17 protein-coding genes are annotated in these 23,636 nt (G+C 49.2%); 7 read left to right on the top strand and 10 right to left on the bottom strand.

Translation table 11 applies throughout. From position 1 onward, the window contains the following. Genes H1D31_RS06215 through H1D31_RS06190 form a run of 6 tightly spaced genes read right to left on the bottom strand, consistent with a single transcriptional unit; the run spans position 1 to position 8,417 of the window. A complete protein-coding gene (locus tag H1D31_RS06215) occupies positions 1-1,659 on the bottom strand; it encodes a hypothetical protein (RefSeq protein ID WP_261256991.1) in 1,659 nt (552 codons plus the stop codon). After that, the gene (locus tag H1D31_RS06210; protein WP_261256989.1) at positions 1,652-2,776 is read right to left on the bottom strand and encodes a glycosyltransferase family 4 protein; all 1,125 of its coding nucleotides are present in this window, start codon (positions 2,774-2,776) and stop codon (positions 1,652-1,654) included. Before H1D31_RS06210 ends, H1D31_RS06215 begins: the two co-directional genes overlap by 8 nt. Continuing rightward, complete coding sequence (asnB, locus tag H1D31_RS06205; protein ID WP_261256988.1) at positions 2,773-4,683, bottom strand: asparagine synthase (glutamine-hydrolyzing); 1,911 nt, start codon at positions 4,681-4,683, stop codon at positions 2,773-2,775. The genes H1D31_RS06210 and asnB overlap by 4 nt, the downstream gene beginning before the upstream one ends. A gap of 4 nt (positions 4,684-4,687) precedes the next feature. Further along, positions 4,688-6,097 (bottom strand): O-antigen ligase family protein, encoded by a 1,410-nt coding sequence (locus H1D31_RS06200; RefSeq protein ID WP_261256986.1) that lies wholly within the window; start codon positions 6,095-6,097, stop codon positions 4,688-4,690. A gap of 39 nt (positions 6,098-6,136) precedes the next feature. Next, positions 6,137-7,189 (bottom strand): GNAT family N-acetyltransferase, encoded by a 1,053-nt coding sequence (locus H1D31_RS06195; protein WP_261256984.1) that lies wholly within the window; start codon positions 7,187-7,189, stop codon positions 6,137-6,139. Positions 7,190-7,202: 13 nt separating this feature from the next. After that, a complete protein-coding gene (locus H1D31_RS06190; RefSeq protein WP_261256983.1) occupies positions 7,203-8,417 on the bottom strand; it encodes a GNAT family N-acetyltransferase in 1,215 nt (404 codons plus the stop codon). 157 nt (positions 8,418-8,574) lie between these two features. On the opposite strand from H1D31_RS06190, the gene prsT reads away from it, so the two are divergent. The 4 genes from prsT (at position 8,575) to H1D31_RS06170 (ending at position 14,666) form a co-directional block, all read left to right on the top strand. Next, positions 8,575-11,334: an XrtA/PEP-CTERM system TPR-repeat protein PrsT gene (prsT, locus tag H1D31_RS06185; RefSeq protein ID WP_261256981.1), complete on the top strand. Its 2,760-nt coding sequence runs from the start codon at positions 8,575-8,577 to the stop codon at positions 11,332-11,334. A gap of 173 nt (positions 11,335-11,507) precedes the next feature. Beyond that, entirely contained in the window at positions 11,508-12,293 is a 786-nt protein-coding gene (locus tag H1D31_RS06180) for a PEP-CTERM sorting domain-containing protein (protein ID WP_261256979.1), read from the top strand. A 246-nt stretch (positions 12,294-12,539) separates the two neighbouring features. Further along, complete coding sequence (locus tag H1D31_RS06175; RefSeq protein WP_261256978.1) at positions 12,540-13,511, top strand: S1 family peptidase; 972 nt, start codon at positions 12,540-12,542, stop codon at positions 13,509-13,511. A gap of 243 nt (positions 13,512-13,754) precedes the next feature. Then, positions 13,755-14,666 (top strand): PEP-CTERM sorting domain-containing protein, encoded by a 912-nt coding sequence (locus H1D31_RS06170; RefSeq protein ID WP_261256976.1) that lies wholly within the window; start codon positions 13,755-13,757, stop codon positions 14,664-14,666. 60 nt (positions 14,667-14,726) lie between these two features. Here H1D31_RS06170 and H1D31_RS06165 read toward each other — a convergent pair whose 3' ends face one another. Both H1D31_RS06165 and H1D31_RS06160 read right to left on the bottom strand, forming a co-directional pair. Next, the gene (locus H1D31_RS06165; protein WP_261256974.1) at positions 14,727-16,346 is read right to left on the bottom strand and encodes an FAD-binding oxidoreductase; all 1,620 of its coding nucleotides are present in this window, start codon (positions 16,344-16,346) and stop codon (positions 14,727-14,729) included. A 1-nt stretch (position 16,347) separates the two neighbouring features. Further along, a complete protein-coding gene (locus tag H1D31_RS06160) occupies positions 16,348-17,223 on the bottom strand; it encodes a PEP-CTERM/exosortase system-associated acyltransferase (RefSeq protein ID WP_261256972.1) in 876 nt (291 codons plus the stop codon). 183 nt (positions 17,224-17,406) lie between these two features. Here H1D31_RS06160 and H1D31_RS06155 point away from each other — a divergent pair, with 183 nt between their 5' ends. Genes H1D31_RS06155 through prsR form a run of 3 tightly spaced genes read left to right on the top strand, consistent with a single transcriptional unit; the run spans position 17,407 to position 21,600 of the window. Continuing rightward, positions 17,407-18,159, top strand: coding sequence for a serine protease (locus H1D31_RS06155; RefSeq protein ID WP_008610059.1), 753 nt, complete (start codon positions 17,407-17,409; stop codon positions 18,157-18,159). A gap of 11 nt (positions 18,160-18,170) precedes the next feature. After that, positions 18,171-20,228, top strand: coding sequence for an XrtA/PEP-CTERM system histidine kinase PrsK (gene prsK, locus H1D31_RS06150; RefSeq protein WP_261256969.1), 2,058 nt, complete (start codon positions 18,171-18,173; stop codon positions 20,226-20,228). 1 nt (position 20,229) lies between these two features. After that, entirely contained in the window at positions 20,230-21,600 is a 1,371-nt protein-coding gene (gene prsR / locus H1D31_RS06145; protein ID WP_008610057.1) for a PEP-CTERM-box response regulator transcription factor, read from the top strand. Positions 21,601-21,747: 147 nt separating this feature from the next. Here the strand turns inward: prsR and H1D31_RS06140 are convergent, their stop codons facing one another. Continuing rightward, positions 21,748-23,013 (bottom strand): tetratricopeptide repeat protein, encoded by a 1,266-nt coding sequence (locus H1D31_RS06140; RefSeq protein ID WP_261256966.1) that lies wholly within the window; start codon positions 23,011-23,013, stop codon positions 21,748-21,750. Between the two features lie 3 nt (positions 23,014-23,016). Then, entirely contained in the window at positions 23,017-23,634 is a 618-nt protein-coding gene (locus tag H1D31_RS06135) for an energy transducer TonB (protein ID WP_261256964.1), read from the bottom strand. Positions 23,635-23,636: the final 2 nt, after the last annotated feature.

Raw genomic sequence — 23,636 nt, 5'->3', positions numbered from 1 at the left:
TCACAGCGATTTGCCTGCTATCCGGATCCCGTTGGGATCGCGTAGTGCCTGCCAGATATGCCAATAAAAACGCAAACGCAACACTTTTTCATCAGTATCCGCAGAAGCAGTCAGCTCCGGCAATGAACCTGTTGCAGATAAAAGCTCGGCGGCGTTTAAAAACGCCGAGGGCAGAAAGCCGCTGCGCTTTGTTGATTGCAGCAACAGTTTTGCCAGCCGGGGTCTCTGCTGGCATTGGTTATGGATAAACACCCGCAGCCGGAATAGATAATCGGCAGGCCGGCTCGAATTCGCCAGGTCAATTTGCGTACCGTGCACCAGCGGCACAGTTAGTGCGGCCGGGAAATACTGCTTAAAAATCGCCTTGTACAGCTGCTCGTGGCATTTGGCTGCAGTAGGCACCGACATCACGGTCTGAACAAAATCCCTCGTCATCCCCGGTGTCAGGATCCGGGCCTGATGCTGAAACACCTTAAAGGGGTTTACCGCAATACGATTTCGGGCCCGGTTTGCCAGGCGGAACAGATCTGCGCCTTCTCCCGAGTCCGGATAACGGGCACTTTCGGTATCAAGTCGTTGCGAAAAGGCCTGCCACATCTCGGCGGCGAGCTCTTTACCAAAAGCAGACTCTGCCGCACGCCACAGCGGGTGTGAAAAAGGTTTAATCGTTATCGATTGCAATTCAGACTGGCTGGCAAACTCTGATTTCAGTGTAAAGCCAGGCAGGATCCCCTCCCAATATACGCCCGGTTGGATAAATTGCAGTAACTGACTAATAAAAAGGTACAGGCTTTGCACTTCAGAATCTGATACCTGCAAATACTGCAAATAATCGGTACTGGAAAAAAAGGCCTTATCCGGCTCGTGCAACTGAAACGGAAATCCCAATTGTCTGGCGATCGCCATTGCAGAGCGGGCATCTGCATCCAGGTTTTCATCATGGTGTGAAATAATTGATGCCGCTAACGGAATTTGCCGGGCGTGTAACATATAAGCCAGTAAACGGGAGTCATAGCCGCCACTCAACAGGATCCCTTGCGCTTGACCACTATAGCTATCCAGCGCTAAATCAATAGCGGCGCCATAGCTCTCAACCACCCCGGCTACCGTTGGGGTACGACTCAGGGGCTGAAATTGCCAGTAACAACGATCTGTAATCTCAAGAGTGCCGGCATCGATAACCAGCAGACTCGCAGGCGGGATCCGGGCTACATCCCTGGTCAGCGTGTCATTTGCCAGCGTATGTCCCATCGCAATAAAGGCGCCCCAACCAGCCAGATCGGCTTCCCCCTGAAAGACACTGGTTTTGTTCGAGAAACAGATAGCACCGGCCTCTTTAACCCAATACAAAGGTTGAAAACCGAGGAAGTCGTTACAAACAACCAGCTTACCGGCAGCGTTATCCCAGTAAATCAGCAGGAAATCACCTTCATAAGAAGTAAACTGTGCTATCGCTTGCTGCCAGTTTTCCGGCACTGTCGTCACCGCCGGTAAGGGAGAACCCAGGACGTACAACAGATTGTCGCCTGAACGCAACACCGGGACACGGGTATCAATACTGAACAAACTGCCAGGCGAGACTGGCTGCAGTGCTGCAGCCGCTTTTGCTGTTAATTTTTCGCTCTTTGCCCTGCCGAGCTTAATCACCATGTTACTCATAGTGTCGCCTGTCCCTTTGATCTGCCGAATAAAAATTGAAAAAGCTTTCTGTCATCTGCCCAACCGAAAAACGATTGGCAAAAGCAACTTTGCTGTTCTCGCCATATTGCATAAGCCGTTGTGCCGACTGCCAGACCTCAGATAAGGTTTCAGCCAGACAGGCTGCGCTATTTTCCGCCAATACCATACCGGTTTGCCCGTGAGCGACGACCTCAGCATTTCCACCAACATCAGACACCGTACAGGGAATGCCCAAACTCATCGCTTCTAACAAAGTCATAGAGGTCCCTTCACTTAACGAAGGTAATAAAAACAGCTCCATTAACGCCATGTAATCGGTAGCTGGGCTTTTAAAACCAGCGAAAATAACACGTTGCGTAAGTTGAAGATCCTTTGTAAGTTGCTCAAGATGCTGCCGCTTTGGCCCATCACCGACGATCAACAGCTGCAGTTCTGGAAAGGTTGGTGCTACTAAAGCAAAAGCCTCTAACAGCATGGCCTGATTTTTTATTGGATCTAAACGGGCGACAGTACCAATCACCCGCTGCCCGGGCTGGAGGTCCAGCTCTTGCCGGGCTTTGGCCCTGCCCTCTTCCGTGCTAACTAATGGCTCAATACCATTGTAGATAACATCAATTTTATGTTCCGGAATAAATTCATACTGTACTAAAGCGGCCTTTGTTGCCTTGGAAATGGCAGTAATCTTATAAGTGGTCGCGGCCATCAGTTTGTTAATCAGCCAGGCCTTATACCGGTGGCGGTCCGGATAAAAACGACCATGTTCAGTGAAGATCACTTTGGCTTGTGTACCTATAGCGGCAAACCAGCCATATACCCAAGGCGTATACTGATGACAATGCACAATATCTATCTGGTGCTGCTTAATTAATGCACGAATCGCTTTAATTAGCCGCCAGTCAAAGCCGGGTTGCCGTTGCAATACATCAATACCAATCCCCTGTTGCTGTAAGGCCTGACCTATTGCACCTACTGAACCTTCTATCACACAAATACGATGGCATACTTGCGCAGCGTCCATACCACGCACCAACTGGTTAATGACCTGCTCGGTGCCGCCAATGCCCATATCGTAGGTAAGATGTAAAACGCGCTTCATAAGCACACGGCCTGCCCGCTCGCTTCAGGCTGCATATAGTGTTGCCACCAGGCGGCAAATACCAGTAAGCTCCAGAGCTCCTGGGTATAACGAAAATCGCCGGCTTGATGCTGCTGCCACAATTGCGATACCAATGACAACTTAAAGAAGTTAGCTAACCCTGAGTCTTTGGCGGCAAACAAGCCATCGGCAATAGATTTTAATTCTTTGTTCAACCAGTTGGCCAAGGGTACAGAGAATCCCATTTTTTTGCGGTACAGAATATCATTGCTTAGCCGTTGTTGCTGACTGAGTTTTAGCAAATGCTTTTTCTCTTTGCCATGGAGCTTTAATGCCGCTGGCACCCGGGCCGCGAACTCCACCATCCGATAATCCAGTAAAGGCGCCCTCGCTTCCAGCGAGTTCGCCATGGTCATCCGATCCACCTTAACCAGAATATCGCCGGGTAGGTAGGTTTTAATATCGGTATAAAGCACCTTGGACAGATGGTTATCACTATCAGCCGCCTGATAAGCCGCGGTCGTCACAGCGGCAGAGTCGTACCCTGCTAACGCCTGCTGAAACTCTGGCAAACACAATTGCTGCCACAATCTGGGGCAGAAAAAACTATTGGTCAGAAAAAAGCCTTGCTCCGGCGTCAGTGCCAGGCTGCGTAACAAGGTATTGGCTTTGCGGGCGACCGTACCCGGTAACGCAGCTGCCAACTTGGCCAATACTGCGGCCAGAGGTTTAACAGCAGCGGGCAAGCGTTCGCGCAGCGCCTGCTCGGTTTGGTCAATGACATATTTGCTGTAACCTGCAAAGTTTTCATCACCCCCATCTCCGGCCAGTGCTACTGTGACCTTTTTTCGCGCCAGCTCAGCAACAAAATAGGTCGGAACGAAAGAGGGATCGGCAAAGGGTTCGTCGAAATAACGGCTGATGCGCAGGAAGTTAGCCGTCACACTGGCTTTTACCGTAAACTCATGATGATCGGTAGCGAATTGAGCTGCGATCTGACGGGCATAGTGCACCTCGTCATAGTCCTTATCAGCAAATCCGATAGCACAGGTGGTAACCGGCGTCGCACTTTGCCTTGCCATACTGGCAACCACCGCACTGGAGTCCACACCACCGCTTAAAAAGGCACCCAGTGGCACATCGCTAATCATCCGGATCTTCACCGCATCGTCCAGCAGCGTGCGTAACTGTGCAGCCAGCTCATCGGCCGGAGCTGTGCTGCTGTGGTTAAAACTCAGCTGCCAGTAACAGCGCTCAGAGACCTTGCCATGTTGATACTCGAGATAATGTGCCGGCTTAAGTTTACGTGCTTGTTTAAAGATACTCTTAGGATCAGGCACATATTGATAAAAGAAGAAATCCTGTACTGCCTCCAGGCAGAGCTCACGTTTAAAAAATGGCAACGGCAATAAAGCTTTTAGCTCTGACGCAAAAGCAAAGTAGTCGCCATCCTGGTAAATATAGAGCGGTTTTTTGCCCAGCCGATCACGAGCTAAAAACAACTTTTGCTCGGTTTTATCCCAAATAGCCAGAGCAAACATACCATTTAATGCATTCAGTGCGGCAGGGCCTTGCAGCAGGTATAAACGTAGTAATACCTCACTGTCGGTATGGGTACTAAATTGCTCGCCGCCGGCGATAAGTTCAGCTTTCAGATCAAGAAAATTATAAATCTCGCCATTAAATACCATGACGTAGCGGCCACAGGGTGAATGCATCGGCTGCGTACCCGCTTCCGATAAATCCAGAATACTCAGCCGACGGTGCACCAGCATAATTTTCTCATCATGCCAGCTGCTGCCTGCATCAGGGCCACGATGCCATATGGCCTCGCCCATTTGCTGAGCAAGTTGCTGTGCAGCGCTGTCGCTCTCAGCAAAACGCAGATAACCAGCTAATCCACACATTGTGCTACTCCTTGATGGTTTTTGCGCTTTGTTGTCGTTCAGGCACCAAAGCCCCACGCCGCGGCGGTCTGATCCGCCCTGTGTCCGACGCTTTTTCTGCTTGGATTAGCTTTTCGCGTGCCAGATGTTGCAGGTAATAAACGTTGGCACTACTGGCCAGAAATAAAATCATCCAAAACAGAATTTCTGCCCGGGCCCTGTCGATAAAGGTCGCTGCCGCCAAAAAGCCAACCAGGCCGCATTCCAGCGCGACAATCTTGTGATAAATTTCCGGCCGCCCCTGTTTTATCACAAATTGCTTGGCTTTATGGCTTATCCGGAATACCGATACCAACATCCCAACAAAAACAAATAATCCAAGCCAGCCAAAATCTCCCAGCACCTGAAACCAGGTGGAGTGAGGTACACGACGCTCGATCGAGTAGTTGGTTTTACTGCGATCCAGATAGGCGCCACTGACCACAGAATAGCCGCCGATCCCCATACCCATCGGATAATCCTTAACCATATCGAAGGTGCCGAACCAGAAATGTAGCCGGCCGCGGCCATCTGCGCCACGCTGCCCTTGTTCATCTGCCTGTAAAGTTTGCATCCGCTGCCAGAAAGTATCATCGGTCAGCGATACGGCCCCCGCCAGACCGGCGACAACTATCGCTGCAGCTGTTAACCGCTGCCGGGCTTTTTGCACCCTTGAGAACAGCATAAAACAAACAAATAAAGAGGCGCCGGCTAGTACGCCCAAAAAGGCGCCGCGGCTATTGGCCAGCACCAGCACGTTTACGACAAAGGCACTGCAAACAAAAACCAGAGCCCGGGTTTTCCAGTTACCCTGCCAGGCATAATAAATCAGGATCACCACCGCAGGAACCAATGCAGCAGCCGCCAGATTTGAGTCTCCACTTGTATCGACCATACCTATACCCGATAAGCGGCCACGGTTATCCCGCCCCATAGAGTGACCATAGTAGCCGACATAGGTCGCGCCAAGCAGGTACATCCAGATCGCAATATTTAATAACTTCTCGGTATTCAGTAGTTTATAGGCTACAAACATTACCACCACCAGACGCCAGAAATAGCCGGTAAAGCGATCATGGGCAATGGGGTCAAGTGCATAAAAATAGGCAATAAAATGCAGTAACAAAAACACCAGCATCCAGCGGAAAACCGGTTGCTGTCGCCAGGGGCTAAGCTTACTGTACTCCTGATATTTGAAGGCAAGCGCCAGCAACATCATTATCGAGGTAATAAAAGAATAACGTAGCGCCGGAATTTCAGATCCCCACCAGCGGTCTTCCGGGTTCATCATATAAACGATTTGGTACAGAAAAAAGGCGGCGGCACCGTTATAGGCCAGCACAGCCAACAGACCACCGGCGTAGAGCAGAATAAAAAATATGGCAAACTTAGACATGGTGCCGTTCCGTAAGCTGCAGCTTAGCTAGTTGCAAACTCATAATGAAATATACCCGCGCAACTGCCCGCCCAGCTGATTCGCTAAGCTCTGCGGCAGACACCGCCAGAGCTGTTCCAGAACTTTTCGGGTGCCACTGGTAGCCTTATCGCTTTGCAATAAGGCACTCCCCTCTGCAGCGCCGGGCTGATGTAACTGCCAGTCCAAGGCATAGGGTTGCGCACCCCACTGCTGCTTAAAGCGATAAGTGCCTTCCCCCGGTGTGGAGCGCCCCATATCAAAGGTGGTAACCCCCCGATCTGCCAAATAGCTTTGTATCGTCCAGTATAACAGCATGTTTGGTGCTAAATGATTATACTCAGCCAGAGTGGAAGCCCATGGAATTACTGCCTGATTACCGTTAATCAGTACGATGGCGGCACCCGTCACTTGCTCTGCCAAGCGCACCAATACCACCTGCAAACTGCCTGACGGATAATATTCAAGCAGGTACTGAAACCAGTCGGGATGGTGCGCTGGTGAACCGAGCCGGCGCATATTCCTGGCATAAATCTGATAAAACGCCTGTATTGCGCTACTATCGGTACTCAGCTCGGCAGTCAGACCATTTTTAGTCGCCTTCTTTATCTGGCTACGTAGTTTAGGCTTATAACTGGCCAGTAAGGCATCCTGCCCGGCAAGCAGTTGGGTTATCATCCTGACTTTCGCCAATTGTTCCGGCTGCGGGCTGATTTCCTGCGCTGAATGCCGCAATTCAACAGCGTTCTGCCCCAACTGCGCCCGGAAACTAGCCTCAAGCAAATGGTTTAGTTCGCTATTTATCGCCAGTACACCGCTGTAATCGGCAAACGGCTGTGAAATCACGCGCGGCCTTTGTAACGGACGTTTAAATACCGAGTAGGGTAACAAAGCGATACTTTGCTTTGACGCACGTTCTCTGGCCAGCAGACAGCCCGCCTGATGACCATAAACTTTTTGCACCGCGCGGCGCCAGCCACTTAAAAAATAAGGGCTGGCATTAGCCGTCACTGTTACTAAATCGTCAGCTTCACTGTCTGACGCTTGTACTATTTCAAGCTGTAACTGTGTCATGACATTTTCCTGACTATCCTTGCTCCGCGCCCCGGCTGCGATAAGGCTGGGAGCGCTTTAACGCGCCTTTTATTCGCCGCGCCAGCTGTTCCAGCCTAAGATTGATACGATCCCGTTGTAAAATCAATTGGCATAGCTTGCCAGTGTTACGTCCCAACTGCGCTTTATAGCGGGCATCTCCGGCCATAAAGTCATAACACTCAAAACCACGGGCCGCATAATGCGCAATTAACAAACTGTGGCCAACCAGCCCTGGCTTTTGCTGTTTATCTGCAACAGGTGCTAACCCGGCCAGATAAAAATAAACACGCTGCCGATGGATAAAATTATAAAAGTAACCAAGAACTTGCTCGCCAGCTTTTAAACAGTGCAATTCCAACGAGCCCTGTGGCCAGTTATCAGTAATCAATGTCTGATGAAAGGCCAGAAAATCCGGATTAGCAAAACCACTGCCATCGAGATTGGCGCCGAACCGCTGCAGATGCCACGGCTTGATCGCCTGCCACCAACCCAGAGCCTGCTCAAGGGAATTGGGCTGTTCCAATTGCAGTTTACCTTGCTGCTCACTGACCCTGATCGCACGGCGGATCTGATACCGGGTGTTGCCCGATAGGGTATCCAGATAGTCTTTGCCGCTGGCTCTGAGCGCCACCAAATCTACAGCATAACAAGGCGCCTCCCAGCCAAACCGGGCAGACAGGCCACTGGCCTTGAGCCAGGCCGGGCAATGTTGCAGTGGCAAGCCATTGATCTGCCATTCATCCCAATCGGTTAGCTCAGCGCTAATACAAGCAATCATCGCCGACCGGGTTGCTTCAGGAGCCAGCTCACTGAGCAGAAAATCGTTGTATTCAATCCAGATTTGGTCCTGTGCCGGCTGCCCGGTTTGTTGCAGCAATAATTGCTCTTTCCGAAATAGCAGGCGTCTGCTTGTTTGCTGACAAAGAATACCCAGCCCTAGCAGCTCATCATGCAGCCTGGCTTCGACAACCATAGCGGTGGGTTTAAACACCCTGAGCCAGCAACCGATCCAGTGCCAGCTTAGGAAAAACGAGGCCTGACTTTTTTGCTCTAAGGCCTGCCAATGTTGCTGCAACAGCGGCAGATTGTTCAGGGGGTAAGTGCGGACTGAAATGTCGGTTTTACTGCCATCCATGACACTCTTTAACTCCTGAGATAACCTTGGGCCAAGCTTGCAATCTAACATCTCGGCTAACCCGGTTAGCATTCTGCTGACGCTTTATTTAATATGATGCTTGATTTTCATGCGTCGGGCAATATGATGTTGTGTAATTCGTCATACCTGTCACCGCTTGTTCTAAACTTAAACTCTGCGGCCCGGCTTTATGTTGGCCAGGCTATCCTGAGCAATGGAGAATGTTCACATGAAAAAGACCTGCCTGTCAGCCGCTATTGCCCTAAGCCTGTTGCTTAGCGGTTGCGGCGGCAAATCTGCCGAAGAGCATTTTAATGCCGGCACCAGCTTTGCCGCACAACAAAAACTGGGTGAAGCCATTATCGAGCTGAAGTCTGCCGTTGCTGCAGCACCAGATAATGCGGACTACCGCTTATTGCTGGGGCGCCTCTATATGCAAAGCGGTGATTATTTTTCGGCCGAGAAAGAGCTGGCCCGAGCCCTGGAAAACGGTGCTGATTTAAATGAAGTCGCACTGGATTTACTGCAAGCCAGTTTCCGCGCCGAAAACTACCAGCAGGTATTGGGCTTGTTTAAAGATGATGCCCGCTTAAATGAAAGCCGGCAGCAGTACGCAGCCCTATACCGGGCCCTGACCGAAATCGAAATGGGCACAGCTGACAATGCGATGCCCTTATTCGATAGTCTGGTTGAGTCAACGCAGCCAGATATTCAGGCTTTTGCCCGGGCGATGCTACAGATAAAAAACAATGCGCCAGCCGAAGCCCTCGCGACCCTGCAGCAAACTGCTGCGGATAGCCCTGCTATCCTCGAAATTAACTACTACAAAGCGCAACTGGCGCTGGCACTGGGCGATGACGAAGCAGCACTCGCTGGTTTTTATCAATACCTGCAACAAGTACCGACTGCCCTACGCACCCGTTTGACTGTGGCACAGCTGGAATTAAAAGCACAGCGTTTAGATAAAGCTCAGGCAGAGCTTGATCAGATCCTGCGCTTCGCTCCGGAGCATGGTTTAACCAACTATTTGCGGGCACTGGTAGCCTTTGAAAATAAAGACTTCAACAAAGCCAAGGAGCATATCGATAAAGCTATCGGTAGTCGTTTTAACACCACAGCCAGTCGGATTATGGCAGGGCTGATCCACCATCAACTGGGATTAAATACCCAGGCGCTGGCGCATCTGGCCAGTGTGCAATCCCAGCTGGGTGTTTATCCGCCGGCTCAGCGCTTGCTTACTGCGCTGCAGTTACAGGCGGGTGAGCTAACCCAGGCTGCTGGCTCTATCGGCAATGTTGAACTGACTGAGCAGGATGTTAACCTCGCTGCCGTTACCGCCTTTGAGCTGTTAAAAGCCGGTGAGACGACCCTAGCAAATGATATTTTAAAACGGATTGAAGAAGCGGGCCTGAATCAGAGCAGTGCCAATCTGTCGACACTGGGGCAGTTACGCCTGGGGATCCCGGAGCAGATGACTGCCGGTATCCGCGATTTAGAGCAAGCTTTGTTACTGGACCCGTCGCGGCACGATGCGCGCCTGACACTGGCAGCCAGCTATATCCGGCAGCAACAGTTTGACAAAGCGTCAGCCTTAGCTGATGAATGGCTAACACAACCGGATACCGCCAACGCCGGTTATAACCTCAAAGCTCTGGCAGCACTATTAACCGGTAAGCAGGATGAAGCCAGTACCTTATTAGCCAGTGCAGAACAGGCTGATGCGAAGAGTCCTTTTACACATTATCTGCAGGCCGCTATTGCCCAGCAGCAACAAGACTCTGCTAAAGCCATCAACCTGCTAACCAAAGCAGTGACCAATCAACCTGAGTATGTACCGGCACTATTAGGTTTATATGGTTTGCAGCGGGCGCAGCAGCAAGATACGGCAAAAGTGGTTGAGCTAATTCGCAGCACACAGCAAAACTTCCCTAATAATCCGGCTGTTTTAGGTTTGCTGGTAAATGTGTATCAGTTTGAGAATAACCACGATGCGGTAGTAAAACTGCTGGAACCGATGCTGAGCAAACCTGAGCAGTTGACGCCTTTTGTGATGAGCGCCCTGGCAACCGCCTATGCTGTGCAGCGTAAACTGCCGGAAACTCTGGCGATCACCGAGCGCTGGTACAAGCAGGATGAGCGGAATCAGCAGGCGGCTCTGGCCTACGCCAATGCCCTGGCTTTAAGTAACAAACATAAAGACGCGTTGCAGATTATCGATAACTTATTGCGCCGTACGCCAAATAATAACGACCTGCGTTTTATTCGTTTTGTGCTGCTGGCTGAATCAGGTGATTATGCTAATGCGCTAACCGCTTTCGAGCAGTTACCCAAAGAACTGACGGCCAGTCCACAAATGCAATTTCAGCGTGGTCGTTTACAGCTGTTAAATGGTCAGATCACACCGGGCTTGGCAACATTGCAGGAATCTTACAATGCAGTCCCTGATCCTGTTACTGCGATTGCCATTGCTGAAGCTCTGGCAAAAGATGTGTCCTTCCGGCGGGCGATCCGCTTTTTGGAGGAGCATTTTGCTAAACACGGGCAGGATCCAAGAGTCTATAGTTTCTACGGTAGCTTGGTACTGCAGGATGATATTGAAAAAGCGAAAGAAATTTACTTTGATATTTTCCAAAGCGACCCGGAAAACCCGCTGATTTTAAATAATTATGCCTGGATCCTGGCTGCCGGTGGCGAAGCCAAGAAAGCCCAGCCCTATGCCGAAAAGGCCTTAAGCAAGCTGCCGCAGCATCCGGATATCCTGGATACGTACGGCAAGATCCTGAAACTACAGGGCCAACATAAGGAAGCTATCGCCCAGTTTGAAAAGTCGCTGGCTGTGCGTCCCAACCACCCCGAAGTACAGCTGAATTATGCCGAGTCACTAATCGAAACCGGCAATAAAGCCAAAGCACGCGAAGTATTGCGCAGTGTCAACGCAGAATCTGCCGAACATAAAGCTCGCCAACAACAGTTATCCGCCTCTTTATAATACTTAATGCTGACAGCTACGGCTGTCAGCATTCTTTACACCGATTAATCCTCCTCCTGCCATAAATATAAAAAAACAAATAAAAACAACGATATAAAAACAAAAAAAAGATGGCATGATTCCAGCATAAGATACGGAAACTTCGTATTTGAAGATTTATCAAGGAGCAGAAGATGAAATATGTAACGAGCTTTATCGGTGCTGCGGCACTGGCTGTAGCCAGCTACGGCGTAGACGCTGCCCCTGTTACTGCCGGTGGCGTAACTTGGGACCCAATTAGTAACGGCGGTATTGGTGGTAGTTTTAACTTCCAACAATGGTATGCTGATCCATCAAGCTACACGGTTGATCCTAACGGTGTAGCAAAACTGGCAAACGGCAATGCTGTAACCCCTGGTTTAGGCTTGCTTTCAGGTGTCGGTTTATTTGACCAGATTTTCGACAGCCGTACTTTGTTCGGTAACATCGGCTTTCCAGGTGAATACAATTACTGCACCAGCTGTGTATTGACTTTCGCTTTCGGTGGTCTGGCGGTGTCAAACGTCAACGGTAATACTGTGACTTTTGATACATCGAATTCTTGGTTAAATATCTATTACCAGAGCCCAATCAGCATACTGTCCGTGACGTCTAACTCTTACCTTAATGTTAACGGATTCCAAAGTGGTAACCTGTGGGCCAGTCTGAAATTTGACAGCTTCTGGTTAGACGGTTCTATCCTGGGCGGTTTTGTCCAGTCTACGTTAAGCGTAACCGGCGGCTTACCAGATGTGGTTGCCGCGTTGGATCGTAACTCTGGTGTGTCTGACCTGTTCTTACAAGCTTCTGCTGAGTTCAGTGGCTTACGTACAGGTTCAGCGAACGGTCAGTTTGCATCTATCCCAGAGCCAGCATCAATCGCGTTACTTGGCTTGGGCCTGTTAGGCTTGGCCGGTGGTCGTCGCTTTAAGAAAGCGTAATCGATCGTCGATATTAAAAAGGCGGAATATTCCGCCTTTTTTGTTTTTTAGCAACCCTGCATTGCAAAGTAACTGACCATAAAGCACCTAGATATAGCAATGTAAATTAATGTCAGAAAAATTTACATTGCAACAACGCAATAACCTCAAACCACTGTTTAAATTGATAAAAATTATTGGCCCATACTTTGCTTAATTAAAATAACTCGCGACAGAGTTATATTAAAATAATATCCGGGACCTAACATGAAAAAATCCATTCTAATTACGGCTGCTTGCTTATTCGCCAGCCACTTTGCCACTGCCGGTGTAATCCGTCATGACGTTAACGATAATTTATATCGCACTATCGGTGTTTTACCTCAATTTGATAGTGTTGGCGCTATCCTGTTCGATACACCAGCTGGTGGCTTTATTTGTAGCGGCACCGTAGTTGCCAGAAACTGGGTACTGACCGCCGCACACTGTGTTGATGAAGCAACCACTATGACTTTCTACAGCCCGGTCTTTAACGAGGACCGCAGTGGATACTATCATCAGGCCTACACAGCGACTTCATGGGTGTGGCACGAGAATTGGACTGGCAACCTGTTAGCTGGGTGGGATATTGGCCTAATGTACTTTGAAAATGGTATCGATGCGCCTATCGCTAATCTTTACACTGGTTCTAACGAAGCGGGTGCGATAACAACACATGTTGGTTATGGCGCAACAGGTACAGGTTTAACTGGTGCTAATCAGGCCGCCGGCACCCGTCGTGGTGGTCAGAATGTGGTAGACGGAGCTTACTCAACTGAAGGTACTGGTGGCCAGTTATTGTGGTCTGACTTTGATCATCCAGATCCAACTGCTGTTGACTCTTGGGGCGATGTGCATAACGATTGGGTTAATTTCTGGTATAACTACTTTGGTTACGGCTTTACCTCTGAAAATGCAGCTTTACCTTTTGAATATGCTATCGCAGGTGGTGACTCAGGTGGTGGTGCCTTCATTTTCGAAAACGGAGAATGGCTGTTAGCTGGTGTACACTCACTGGGTTCAAACATCAACGGTAACAATATTCGCTCAGACTACGGCGACCTGTTTGCCTCTACCCGGGTAAGTGCATTACAAGACTGGATCTACAGCTATATCCGTCCAGCAAGCGTTCCTGCACCTGCTGGCTTACTGTTAATTCTGGGTGGCTTACTATTACTGGCGCGTCGTAAAAAAGCCTAATTGACACCAGAGTCCCAAATTAAGCCCAGCTTGCTGGGCTTTTTTGTTGCTTTGGTTTTAACGCCAATCAAAATCACCGACCATTATAAACTCTTCACGATCGTCAGCTTTCTTTACACCCCCTGTAAAGCACAACACTACCAAAATATAAATCATTGAATATAAATAATAAAAAACAACCGACTTTATTGGCCTACTTTATGCTTAATACTTTTAGGTTAGTTGAAACAGGTGTGAAAAATCATGAAAGCAGTCATCAAATTTCTTCCCCAGCTGGCATTGTCAGCATTATTCTGTAGCTCAGCCCAGGCTGCCGTGATTACCTTCGGCGGTGTAACAGCATCTGACAACTCTGGCTTGGTTAGCAGCCTGGTGCCTAATATCGGCAACCTGGTAAATTCCAATGTCCTGGACCCAAATAATCCTAATTTCGGTCTTTTTATCGAAACCTTTGATAGCGCTACGGCAATGACTGTATTTGGCGGTGCGGGTAGTACAGCCTTTAATACTGCAGCCGGTAACGCCAATGGCTGTGCATTGAATAGTACAGCTGGGGGTATCAGCGTAACGTCAAGCGGTAACAATGCCTTCGCCATTACCAAAGGTTCAGTTTCAGGTGTTGCAGCAGCGCCGGCTAACGATAATACCTGCTTTGGCTTCACTCCCGCTCCGGGCGGCGCTTTACCAGCCTGGGTTGCAATCGACTACAGCAATTTGCTGGCAGGTTTTAGTGCAACCTACGGTGGCACGTGGCGCATTGACTATCTGGGCTTCTACTGGGGCTCAGTAGATAACTACAATGATTTTATGTTCTACGATACCAGCATTAATGGTATCCAGAATTTTAGCCCTTTCGCTGCTCAGGGCGATAGTAACCCTTTTACCTCAATGTTAACCGGCAACAATTTATTAGCGCAGCTGGGTGGTTCATCAGGTAATCAACAATCGCCGCAATCAAATGCTTATGTGAATATCAATTTTGCGCCAAATGAGTCCTTCACTTCGCTGGCGATCCGTACCAGCGGTGTTGCCGGTGAATTTGACAATATCGTGATCAGAGTCAGCCAGGTCGGCAGCGTGCCAACACCAGCTAGTCTTGGTCTGCTGGGCTTAGGCTTAGTGGGTATTGGCGGTTTGCGCAGACGCAGAAACTAGTCTTTACCATCTTCAATAAAAAACCTCAGCCGCAGCTGAGGTTTTTTATTGGTATCTTAACTAGAGTTTAGGACAATAGCGTCCCGGGGAAATTAGTACTTCAGGATCCAGCGCCTGCTTTAAGCGCTGCACCACTTGCCAGAATGGGGTATCAGCCTGTAACAACTCTGCCTGCTGCTGCAGATTTAACCGATACGGTACCCAACCATACTTCAATCCAACCGCGACCAACTCAGCCAAACAAGCTTTAGCCTGCGCCACGGCATTCGGATCCAAGCGGTTAAATACGATTGGAATAGTGCTGTCTACCGTATCATGCCGCAGACTGGTGAACGTAATCATTGGCTCAATGCCGTATTTGGGGCAAAGCGTGCGGATATGCTGGATAAAAGCCCGCATTGCCTCGGCACGCATCGGTACCAGAGGAGCGTACCAGAGCAAACCACATTGATCTCTAGCAGGATTTAATCTGACACTGGCAGCAGGCGCTACCCTGGGATTACGCCAGTAGGCTAAAGGCAGAGCAACCTGGTTAGGCACCCCTCGCATAATTTGAATACCGGCATCCAGCGATGCCAGCATTTTTGCCGGTTTGGCTAATAAAGCCGGTAGTAGTTTAACCGCCAGACGTCCTATTTTTATCAGGGCGCTGCTGGAAAACAGCACCTTATTCGCCCTACCACCAATAATGCTCTTTACTTCAGCCTTGGCTGCAGCCACCACCTTTGGTCGGCCATAAAGGGTGCCGGCAATAGTCCAGGCCGGTATATCATAGGCTTTTGCAATATCAGATACCTGCTGTTCTGTCATCACCTGATGCGCAGCGGCACCATTTGGATTTACTGCCATCATGGCGGCAACCCGCCTGCGATCCATGATATTAACTGAGCCAACTACCCCTTCCAAATCGCGCAGGATCTGAAACACAATCTGTTGCGCCAGTTCAAACTGCTGGTCATCCTGAAATTGGATATAGAATGCATCAAAGGCAGCAGGATTAACTTTTAGCCGCACAGTGATCTCGGTAACGATAGCCAGATTACTCTGGGTCCATAAGCCATCCAGATAGGGCCCTACACCATACTTATAGGTGTGATCGATAAGCCCTTCCTGGCTTTGATCTAACTCGGCCACCGCTGACTGCACGATACTGCCATCGGCCAGCATGGCACGCATAGCCGTTACTGCCCCAAAATGGTCGGTATAGGGGGTAATGCCATAGCCACGTTCCAGTGCATTACCCAAAATACTGCAATCCGGACCCGCACCAGTTACCGGCACCATAAAAGCTAATTGCTGTTGGTCAAGAAAGTCACGTAATAGCTGCTGCGTTACACCGGGTTGCACTGCAAATAATCCCAGGGTCGCATCAATCACCCTGATTTGTCGTAAACCACTTAAATCGAGTAATACCGCGGGACTATTGGGTGTTGCTGAATTATAGCCCCAGTTTTTGCCAGTACTGATTGGGAAAATGGCGAAGGCATCATCGGTATGTCTTAACTGGCTGGCCAGCTGTAACAGTTGCCTGATGTCTTGCTCTGTCGCCACCTTGACGACTAAAGACGTGGCCGTTGCCTGAGCTTCACAATTTTGTTCATAGGCAAGCAGTGCATCACTGCCCGTTATCACCTCACAGGCCGAAGAAAGGCACTGTGTGATACGTTCTGCTAACTGCACCCTAGCCTCCGCTAAACAGCGGGCCATTCGGCAGCAGGATCCCACTGCTTTGACTCTCGCGCGCAGCAGCTTGCTGATGACTAAATAATTCTTTCTCAATCGATTTCATCAGTTTGATATAGCCTGATGAAATGTTTTTACGGAACATATCAGAGTTAATGTAGTACGCTGCCCGCTTACCATGATATTCCACCGGTTCACCAAGCTGCTTAAAGTTAATGCCAACAAAGCTTAAACTGCGGGCCAATCGCGGCTCCATCATCACAAAGGCATGCAGCCGGTTGGTATGAAAAGCCATAGCCGCCGCCGCCATATACAAGCAAATCGCAATGTAGGGAAAGCAACGTAACTCATTAGCTGAAAAGGTACTTTCATCGATTGCACCGGTCGCGGCGCCGGCAAATTTATCTATTGCCCGCTTCCGGAACATCGCCGGCACGGCAAGGCGTGAAAACTCGCAAATATTTTCCCTGGCAAAATTGGCCGGGCTTAAACTTAAATCCTCAATGGCATGAGAGCAAAACTTTTCAATTGGAAGTAATTGTTGTGGATGATCTGAAGTTATCAATCGCACCGTGCCAGCCATCTGGCTAGTACCAAGATGCCTGATAAAACAGTGAATCGAGTGGCTATCAAACTCATCAAATTCCTCGTGATTGGGTTTTAAATCTTCGAAATGTAATTCTTCACAGTACACATTGTGTCGCAGTTTAAAAACTTCATGTTTTAGATCTGCCGTTGAGGCAACCTGAGGTTTAAGGTATTGCGAGAAGTGTTCAGAGATATGTTTCGCATCATTGCTGGCGAGAGTGGAAATGGCCTTTTTTACCATACCGCCGATAATAGGTTTATCCGCTAAAGCTCTAAGCTGTTTCATAAATCCCTCTGCCCATATTGTCGTAAGTACCCTAAAGTGCTGGCATCACACTTTTTACTATTGCCTGCTAAATTACAATACTTTCCAGTAGAAATATTTAATCTTAACCAGCAGGTACCTTTTCGAGTACTATAAGTTAAGATTAATACAAGATGATGGATTACGCTAAGGCAGGCAATTGATATGCGCATATTTTTTATCATTTTATTTTTGTTACAAGCCGGCGCTTTAAAGGCTCAACAGCCATTAAGTACCACAATCCAACAGGTTAAGCCGGCAATCGTCGCTATTGGCATTCATAACCCAACCGGCTCTCCCAGAACACGGCTGGTTGGTACCGGTTTTGTGGTGCCACCGGGTAATCAGATTGTCACTAACTACCATGTTATCGCCAGTCCGCTGGATACTAATCGCCAGGAAGAATACGTTGTATTGTCGGGCCAGGGCAATCAGATTGTACAGCATAAAGTACTGCAGCAACGCTCTGCATTGGCTTATGATTTAGCCGTACTAACCATCCAGCAACGCTTACCCGCCCTCACGTTACTCAGTACACCAGAATTAGTGGCTGAGGGTACGGACATTGCCTTTACCGGCTTTCCGATCACTCAGGTACTGGGCCTGCATCCGGCAACTCATAGGGGTATTATTGCCGCGCAAACGCCTGTCGCGATCCCGGCCGATAACTCAGCTAATTTACATGCTGCTGCGATCCGCCGCTTAGGCGCCCCCTATCTGGTGTATCAGTTAGATGCGACAGCCTATCCCGGTAATAGCGGCAGTCCGCTCTATTTACCTCATTCCGGGCAGGTTATTGGCGTGATTAATCAGGTGCATGTAAAAAGCACCCGTGAGGCAGTGTTAAGTGATCCCAGCGGCATTACCTATGCGATCCCGGTGCAACATTTATTAGCCCTGCTAAGCCGCACTGAATAATGGTTGCTGCTATGTTGGCCTTTACTCCTGAACAAATTGGCTTTGCGCTGGCGGCTTTGGCTTATGGCATATTGTCACTGCTGATTTTAACTACCAGAACGAATAACGTTCCTAAGCAACTGCTGCTAGCCTTTACCGTCAGTAGCCTGCTCTGGGCCTTCTGGTACGCCACGACCCTGGCTATCCCCTATGCCGAGCCGATGTCCAAGGTATTGGAATGGTTACGCCAGTTGCTACTGATTTTGTTCCTATTGGCCGCTTTGCAGCCTCAGTCGGGCATCACACAGTTTCTGTTAAAACCGCACACCTTATTGACACTGCTGTTAGGCGTGATCTGGCTGAGCTTCGCGCTGCTCCTGCACGCATCCAATAGCTTGCTGTATACCGGCTCTCTGGCATTTTGTGTCGTACAACTGGCATTACTTGAGGCTTTATATCGTAAAGCCTCTGATGCCGAGAAATGGCAATATAAACCTCTGATTATCGCCCTGGGTGCTGCCGCTGTATTTGATTTTGTACTGCTGGCAGAATCGGCACTGTTTGCCCGGGTTGATTTACAGCTATGGCAAGCCAGGGGCTTTGTTTTTGCCTTGCTGGTACCTGTGCTGACGCTCTCCATTCGCCGTATTACCGTTTGGGAAATCAAGGTCTATATCTCCCGCGATGTCGTGCTGCAGAGCACTTTGGTAATGGCTGCCGGCCTGTATTTATGTTTGCTGGCACTGACCGGATTTTACCTGCGGTATGTCGGCGGTAGCTGGTCCGAACTGTTACAAACCAGCTTTATCGTACTGGGCTTTGTGTTGATGTTGTTGTTACTGCTATCAGCCACCGTCAGACGCAAAGTAAAGGTATTTATTGAAAAGCATTTTTTTGCCAACCGCTTTGACTATCGTGAACAATGGTTAAAACTGACTCAAGGGCTTAGGCAGGTCGATCTGAATCAACCCAGCCGCTTTCAACAGATCCTGGGGGTATGGCTGGATTCTATTCATTACCAGCAAGGTGCCTTACTGCAATTTCAAACGCCAACCCAGATCAAGGTCCTGGCCTTGCAGCAACGCCCGGCGCTAACAGAAACCGAACTCACACTGCTGGAGCGTTACTATCAGCAACATCAGAATGATGCCTGGCAACTTGACCTAAGCGAAAGTGATGAGCTGACCACCGGCTTGGATCAGGCAGAGTTAAAGTTCCAGCTGCTGTTACCAATCAGGACTAAAGATCAGCTCTGGGGCGTTTGTTTGATGCAGGCAAATGCCGGGCAGCCATTGAAACTCAACTGGGAATTGCGGGATTACTTGTCGGTGGTTTCAGAGCAAATTGCCGCCCTGCTCCAGCTGATTCAACATAGCGACAAGCTCAGTGAGAATGCCCAGTTCGCGGCCTTTAGCAGGATGTCTGCCTTTGTGGTGCACGATTTGAAAAACGTAAAGGCGCAATTGGATTTGCTGCTACGCAATGCCGTTAAGCATAAGCATAATCCCGAGTTTATCGAAGATAGCTTTACTACTCTGGCGGCAATGCAACAACGTCTGGATCATATGCTGTCACAGTTGACCAGCAAACAAAGCCCGACTCATCCACTGCGCAGCTTTACTGTCGCCTCGTTATTAGAGCAGGTGATCAGCCAACGTTGTGCGAATAAGCTCCCGACACCTGAACTTATCGTAAAACAGGATGCCAGTTTAACCCTGGATAAAGAGCGCTTTGCTAATATTATCTTCCACTTGCTGGATAACGCCCAGCACGCCACTGCAGATGATGGCCAGATCCGCTTAACCCTTGATGCCAGCGGGGAACAGTTAAAGATTGAAATCAGCGATACCGGTAGCGGTATGACAGCCGACTTTATTGAGCACCGGCTGTTCAAACCTTTTGATACCACTAAAGGTAATGCCGGTATGGGCATAGGCGTTTATGACGCCAAAACCTTTATTGAACAGGCCGGCGGTAGCATCAAAGTACAAAGCCAACCGGGGCTTGGCACTACCTTTCAACTGGAACTTCCGTTACACTTAGCTAACAATATTCAGCCAGCAGCAATCGCTTTGCTACAAGGATCGTAAGATGCATACCGTTTTGGTAATTGAAGATGATTTGGGTATCCAGAAACAATTAAAATGGAGCCTCAGTGATTACGAATTGGTCTTTGCTGCCGACCGGCAACAAGCCATGACGCAATTGCGCCGCTTTGAACCAGCCGTTGTTACGCTGGATCTGGGCTTACCACCTGATGCCGCCAATGCCTCAGAGGGCTTGGCTTGCCTCACCGAAATCTTAACTGCTAAACCGGAAACCAAGGTCATAGTACTTACAGGCAGTACCGATAATAATCATGCGTTGCAGGCCATAGCGCTCGGCGCCTACGATTATTATCAGAAACCCATCGATGCCGATGTATTGAACATTATTCTGCAACGTGCCTTTAAGCTAAGTCAGTTAGAGCAGGAAAACAAAGCTTTAAAAGCCAGTAGCTATCAGCAGGCGGATATTATTGGCAATAGTGAAGCTATCCAGAAAGCCTGTCGCACTGTTGAGAAAATTGCACCTACAGAAATCACCACCTTGTTGTTAGGCGAAAGCGGTACCGGTAAAGAAGTTTTTGCCCGGGCTATTCACCGGCAAAGCCCGCGTACCGGCAAACCTTTTGTCGCGATTAACTGTGCATCTATTCCGGAAAATTTGCTGGAAAGCGAACTGTTTGGTTATGAAAAAGGTGCCTTTACCGGCGCGGTAAAAACCACCCTTGGTAAAATAGAGTGCGCCAATGGTGGCACCTTGCTGCTGGACGAAATTGGCGATATGCCCCTTTCGCTGCAAGCTAAAATGCTGCGTTTTTTACAAGAACGGGTTATTGAGCGGGTTGGTGGCCGCAGCGAAATAGAAGTCGATGTCAGAGTGATCTGCGCGACCCATCGTGATTTACAGGATATGGTGGCCGCGCAAAGCTTCCGCGAAGACCTCTACTACCGGATCAGCGAGATTGTGTTGCGGATCCCACCACTGCGCAATCGCGGTCACGACATTATTCTGATTGCTAAAGCTTTACTGCATCGTTTTAATCAGGAATACAAAACCCAAATCCAGGGCTTCACTCCCTGTGCAACTGAAGCGCTGCTGAGCCACAACTGGCCTGGAAATATCCGCGAATTACAAAACAAGCTGAAGTCAGCGGTGATTTTATCGGAAAGTAAGCTGATTAATGCTGAGGATCTTGGGTTTCGTCCCACTGCAAATAAGAGCAGCTTTCAAACCTTACGCCAGATCCGCGAGCAGGCCGAATCGGAAGGTATTCGTCAGGCTTATGTGCTGGCAAACAGCAATTTATCGAAAACGGCTGACTTGCTGGGCGTAAGCCGCCCTACCCTATATGCTCTGATTGATAAATACAAGTTATACGATTTGAAGGGTACTGAAAGCGAAACAACCGAGTCCTAAATCAGCTCAGAGCTGACAACTAAAGGGAGGAGAAAAGCGCCCTTCTCAGGATCTCTGTGCCTTTTAGCGCTTATTAAGCTTCACTTTGTAATACAACAAATATAAAAAAGCCCGCTATTAAGCGGGCTTTTTGTTCAAGCGCTACTATTAGAGATTAATACCCTTAACCCGGGCTTTCTCTCTGATATAGTTTTCATAGCTATTCGCCTGACGGGCAGTCGCCGAGTCACGTTTTGCCTGCTGCAGTGAGGCATAAGCTTCACGCAGTTTACCCTGATTCAGGTAGGCCTCAACCATGCTCATATGTACACGACCGGCATTGCTCGAGTCGCGTGCCAGCGTAGCTTCAAAGGCTTTCAGTGCATCGTTATAACGCTGAATTGCCATAAAGGCCATCGCTTGACGACGGTAAGCATCCGCTTCGTTGGTCAGAGCAGCAAGCTCGCCGTAATACTGCGCTGCTTTGGCAAATTCACGGGCAGCCTGAAAGTTAGATGCAATAGCAGTTAACATAGTGCGGTCTTTTTTAATTTTACCGCTTTTCAGGTATTTTTCGTAAATTGCTGCTGCTTTGTATGGAATATTGTTATTCGCATACATCTGGCCCAGCATTTTCAACTCAGCTTCGCTCTCCAGATAGCCGTTATTGTACGCAATTTGGAACGCACTTAACGACTTCTGGTAGTCCTCTACCAGCGTATAGAAGTTACCCAGATAAACCCAGAACTGCCGCTCCTCCGGGAACAGTTGTACCATGGTTTCCACCACTTCGACTGTCTTTGGGTAATTACGCGACTCATACAGGGCACCCATCTTCAACATATAATGGTTTTTGTTGGGTGTTCTGGAATAACGGATGGCATTATCAATTGGTACCAGAACGTTTTTATAGTCCTGCAATTGGTAATACGAGTTGGCTATCCGCAGATAGACATCCGGGTCGTTTTCACCAGTAAAACGGATCCAGGCCTCGTAATTACGAATGGCATCCTTATGCATACCTTCCATTTGCTGTAAATCAGCGACCAACTTCAATGACGATGCCTGGTCAGTAAAGCTCAGTACATCTGGCTTAGTTGCCTGTTCCAGATAACGGATAGCCTGTTTAGCATCACGCTGAGCGTATAAGTTACCGATAAAACGCGCCAAGAACGCGTTATCGAAATCATTGCCGCCACGGATCTCAAGCAATACTTTTAATGCTTCATCGACCTTTTCTTCGTTATACAGCTCGAAAGCACGGGTCACACCACGCCCCACACGTTCGCCAGGAAGTGTGGTGCGGCGGTTTTTCCGCTCTTCAATCCGGGCACGATCAGCATCAGTCAGGGTAACCTGAGCAAAACTGGGTACCGAAAAACTGACGCTGGCAGCGACCAATAACGCAGAAGAAATTAAAGACAGTTTTTTCATCTGTTAGCCTCCCTGAGCCATGTCAAGGGTAAAGTCCAGCTGCACTTGCTGGCCAGGCTGACGCACCGGCTTACCATCTACCACTTTCGGGCTGTACTTCCAGCGCCGCAGCGCACGGATAGCTTCACGGTCGAACACACGGCGAGGTTCGGCTTCAATGACTTCAACTTCATCGACACTGCCATCTTCCATAATGGTAAACCGCAAACGAACCCAGCCTTGCAGACCATCACGGGCAGCCTGAACCGGATAGCGTGGTTCAATCCGCACGATTGGTGTAGCGTCACCGTCACGTAACAGCGAGCCCGGATCACCCAGACCAGTATTAGCACCTAAGTCCAAACCTGGCAGATTGAACGACACTGCACCAGCAGTATTGGTCATCTCTGGTTCCGGCTGTGGCTGCTGTGGCGGCTGAGCCGGTGGTGGCGGTGGTGGCGGTGGCGGTGGATTCCGCGTCTGTGTATCTGAGTCCGGCGGCGTCGTATTAATCTCAATGACAATACGCTCCTGCTCAGGAGGCCGGCGGTCGCCGCTGCCCTCAATGAGCAGCGCCATAATCAGAAACAACAGGAACGTTACCACGGCACCGATAATTAACGATGTTAGGAAACGTACCATAG

The organism is Alishewanella sp. BS5-314 (genome assembly GCF_025377695.1).
In the GTDB taxonomy this organism is placed as follows: Bacteria; Pseudomonadota; Gammaproteobacteria; order Enterobacterales; family Alteromonadaceae; genus Alishewanella; species Alishewanella aestuarii.
The sequence above is the reverse complement of the archived record's forward strand: the minus strand, read 5'-3'. Positions and strand labels throughout refer to the sequence as shown.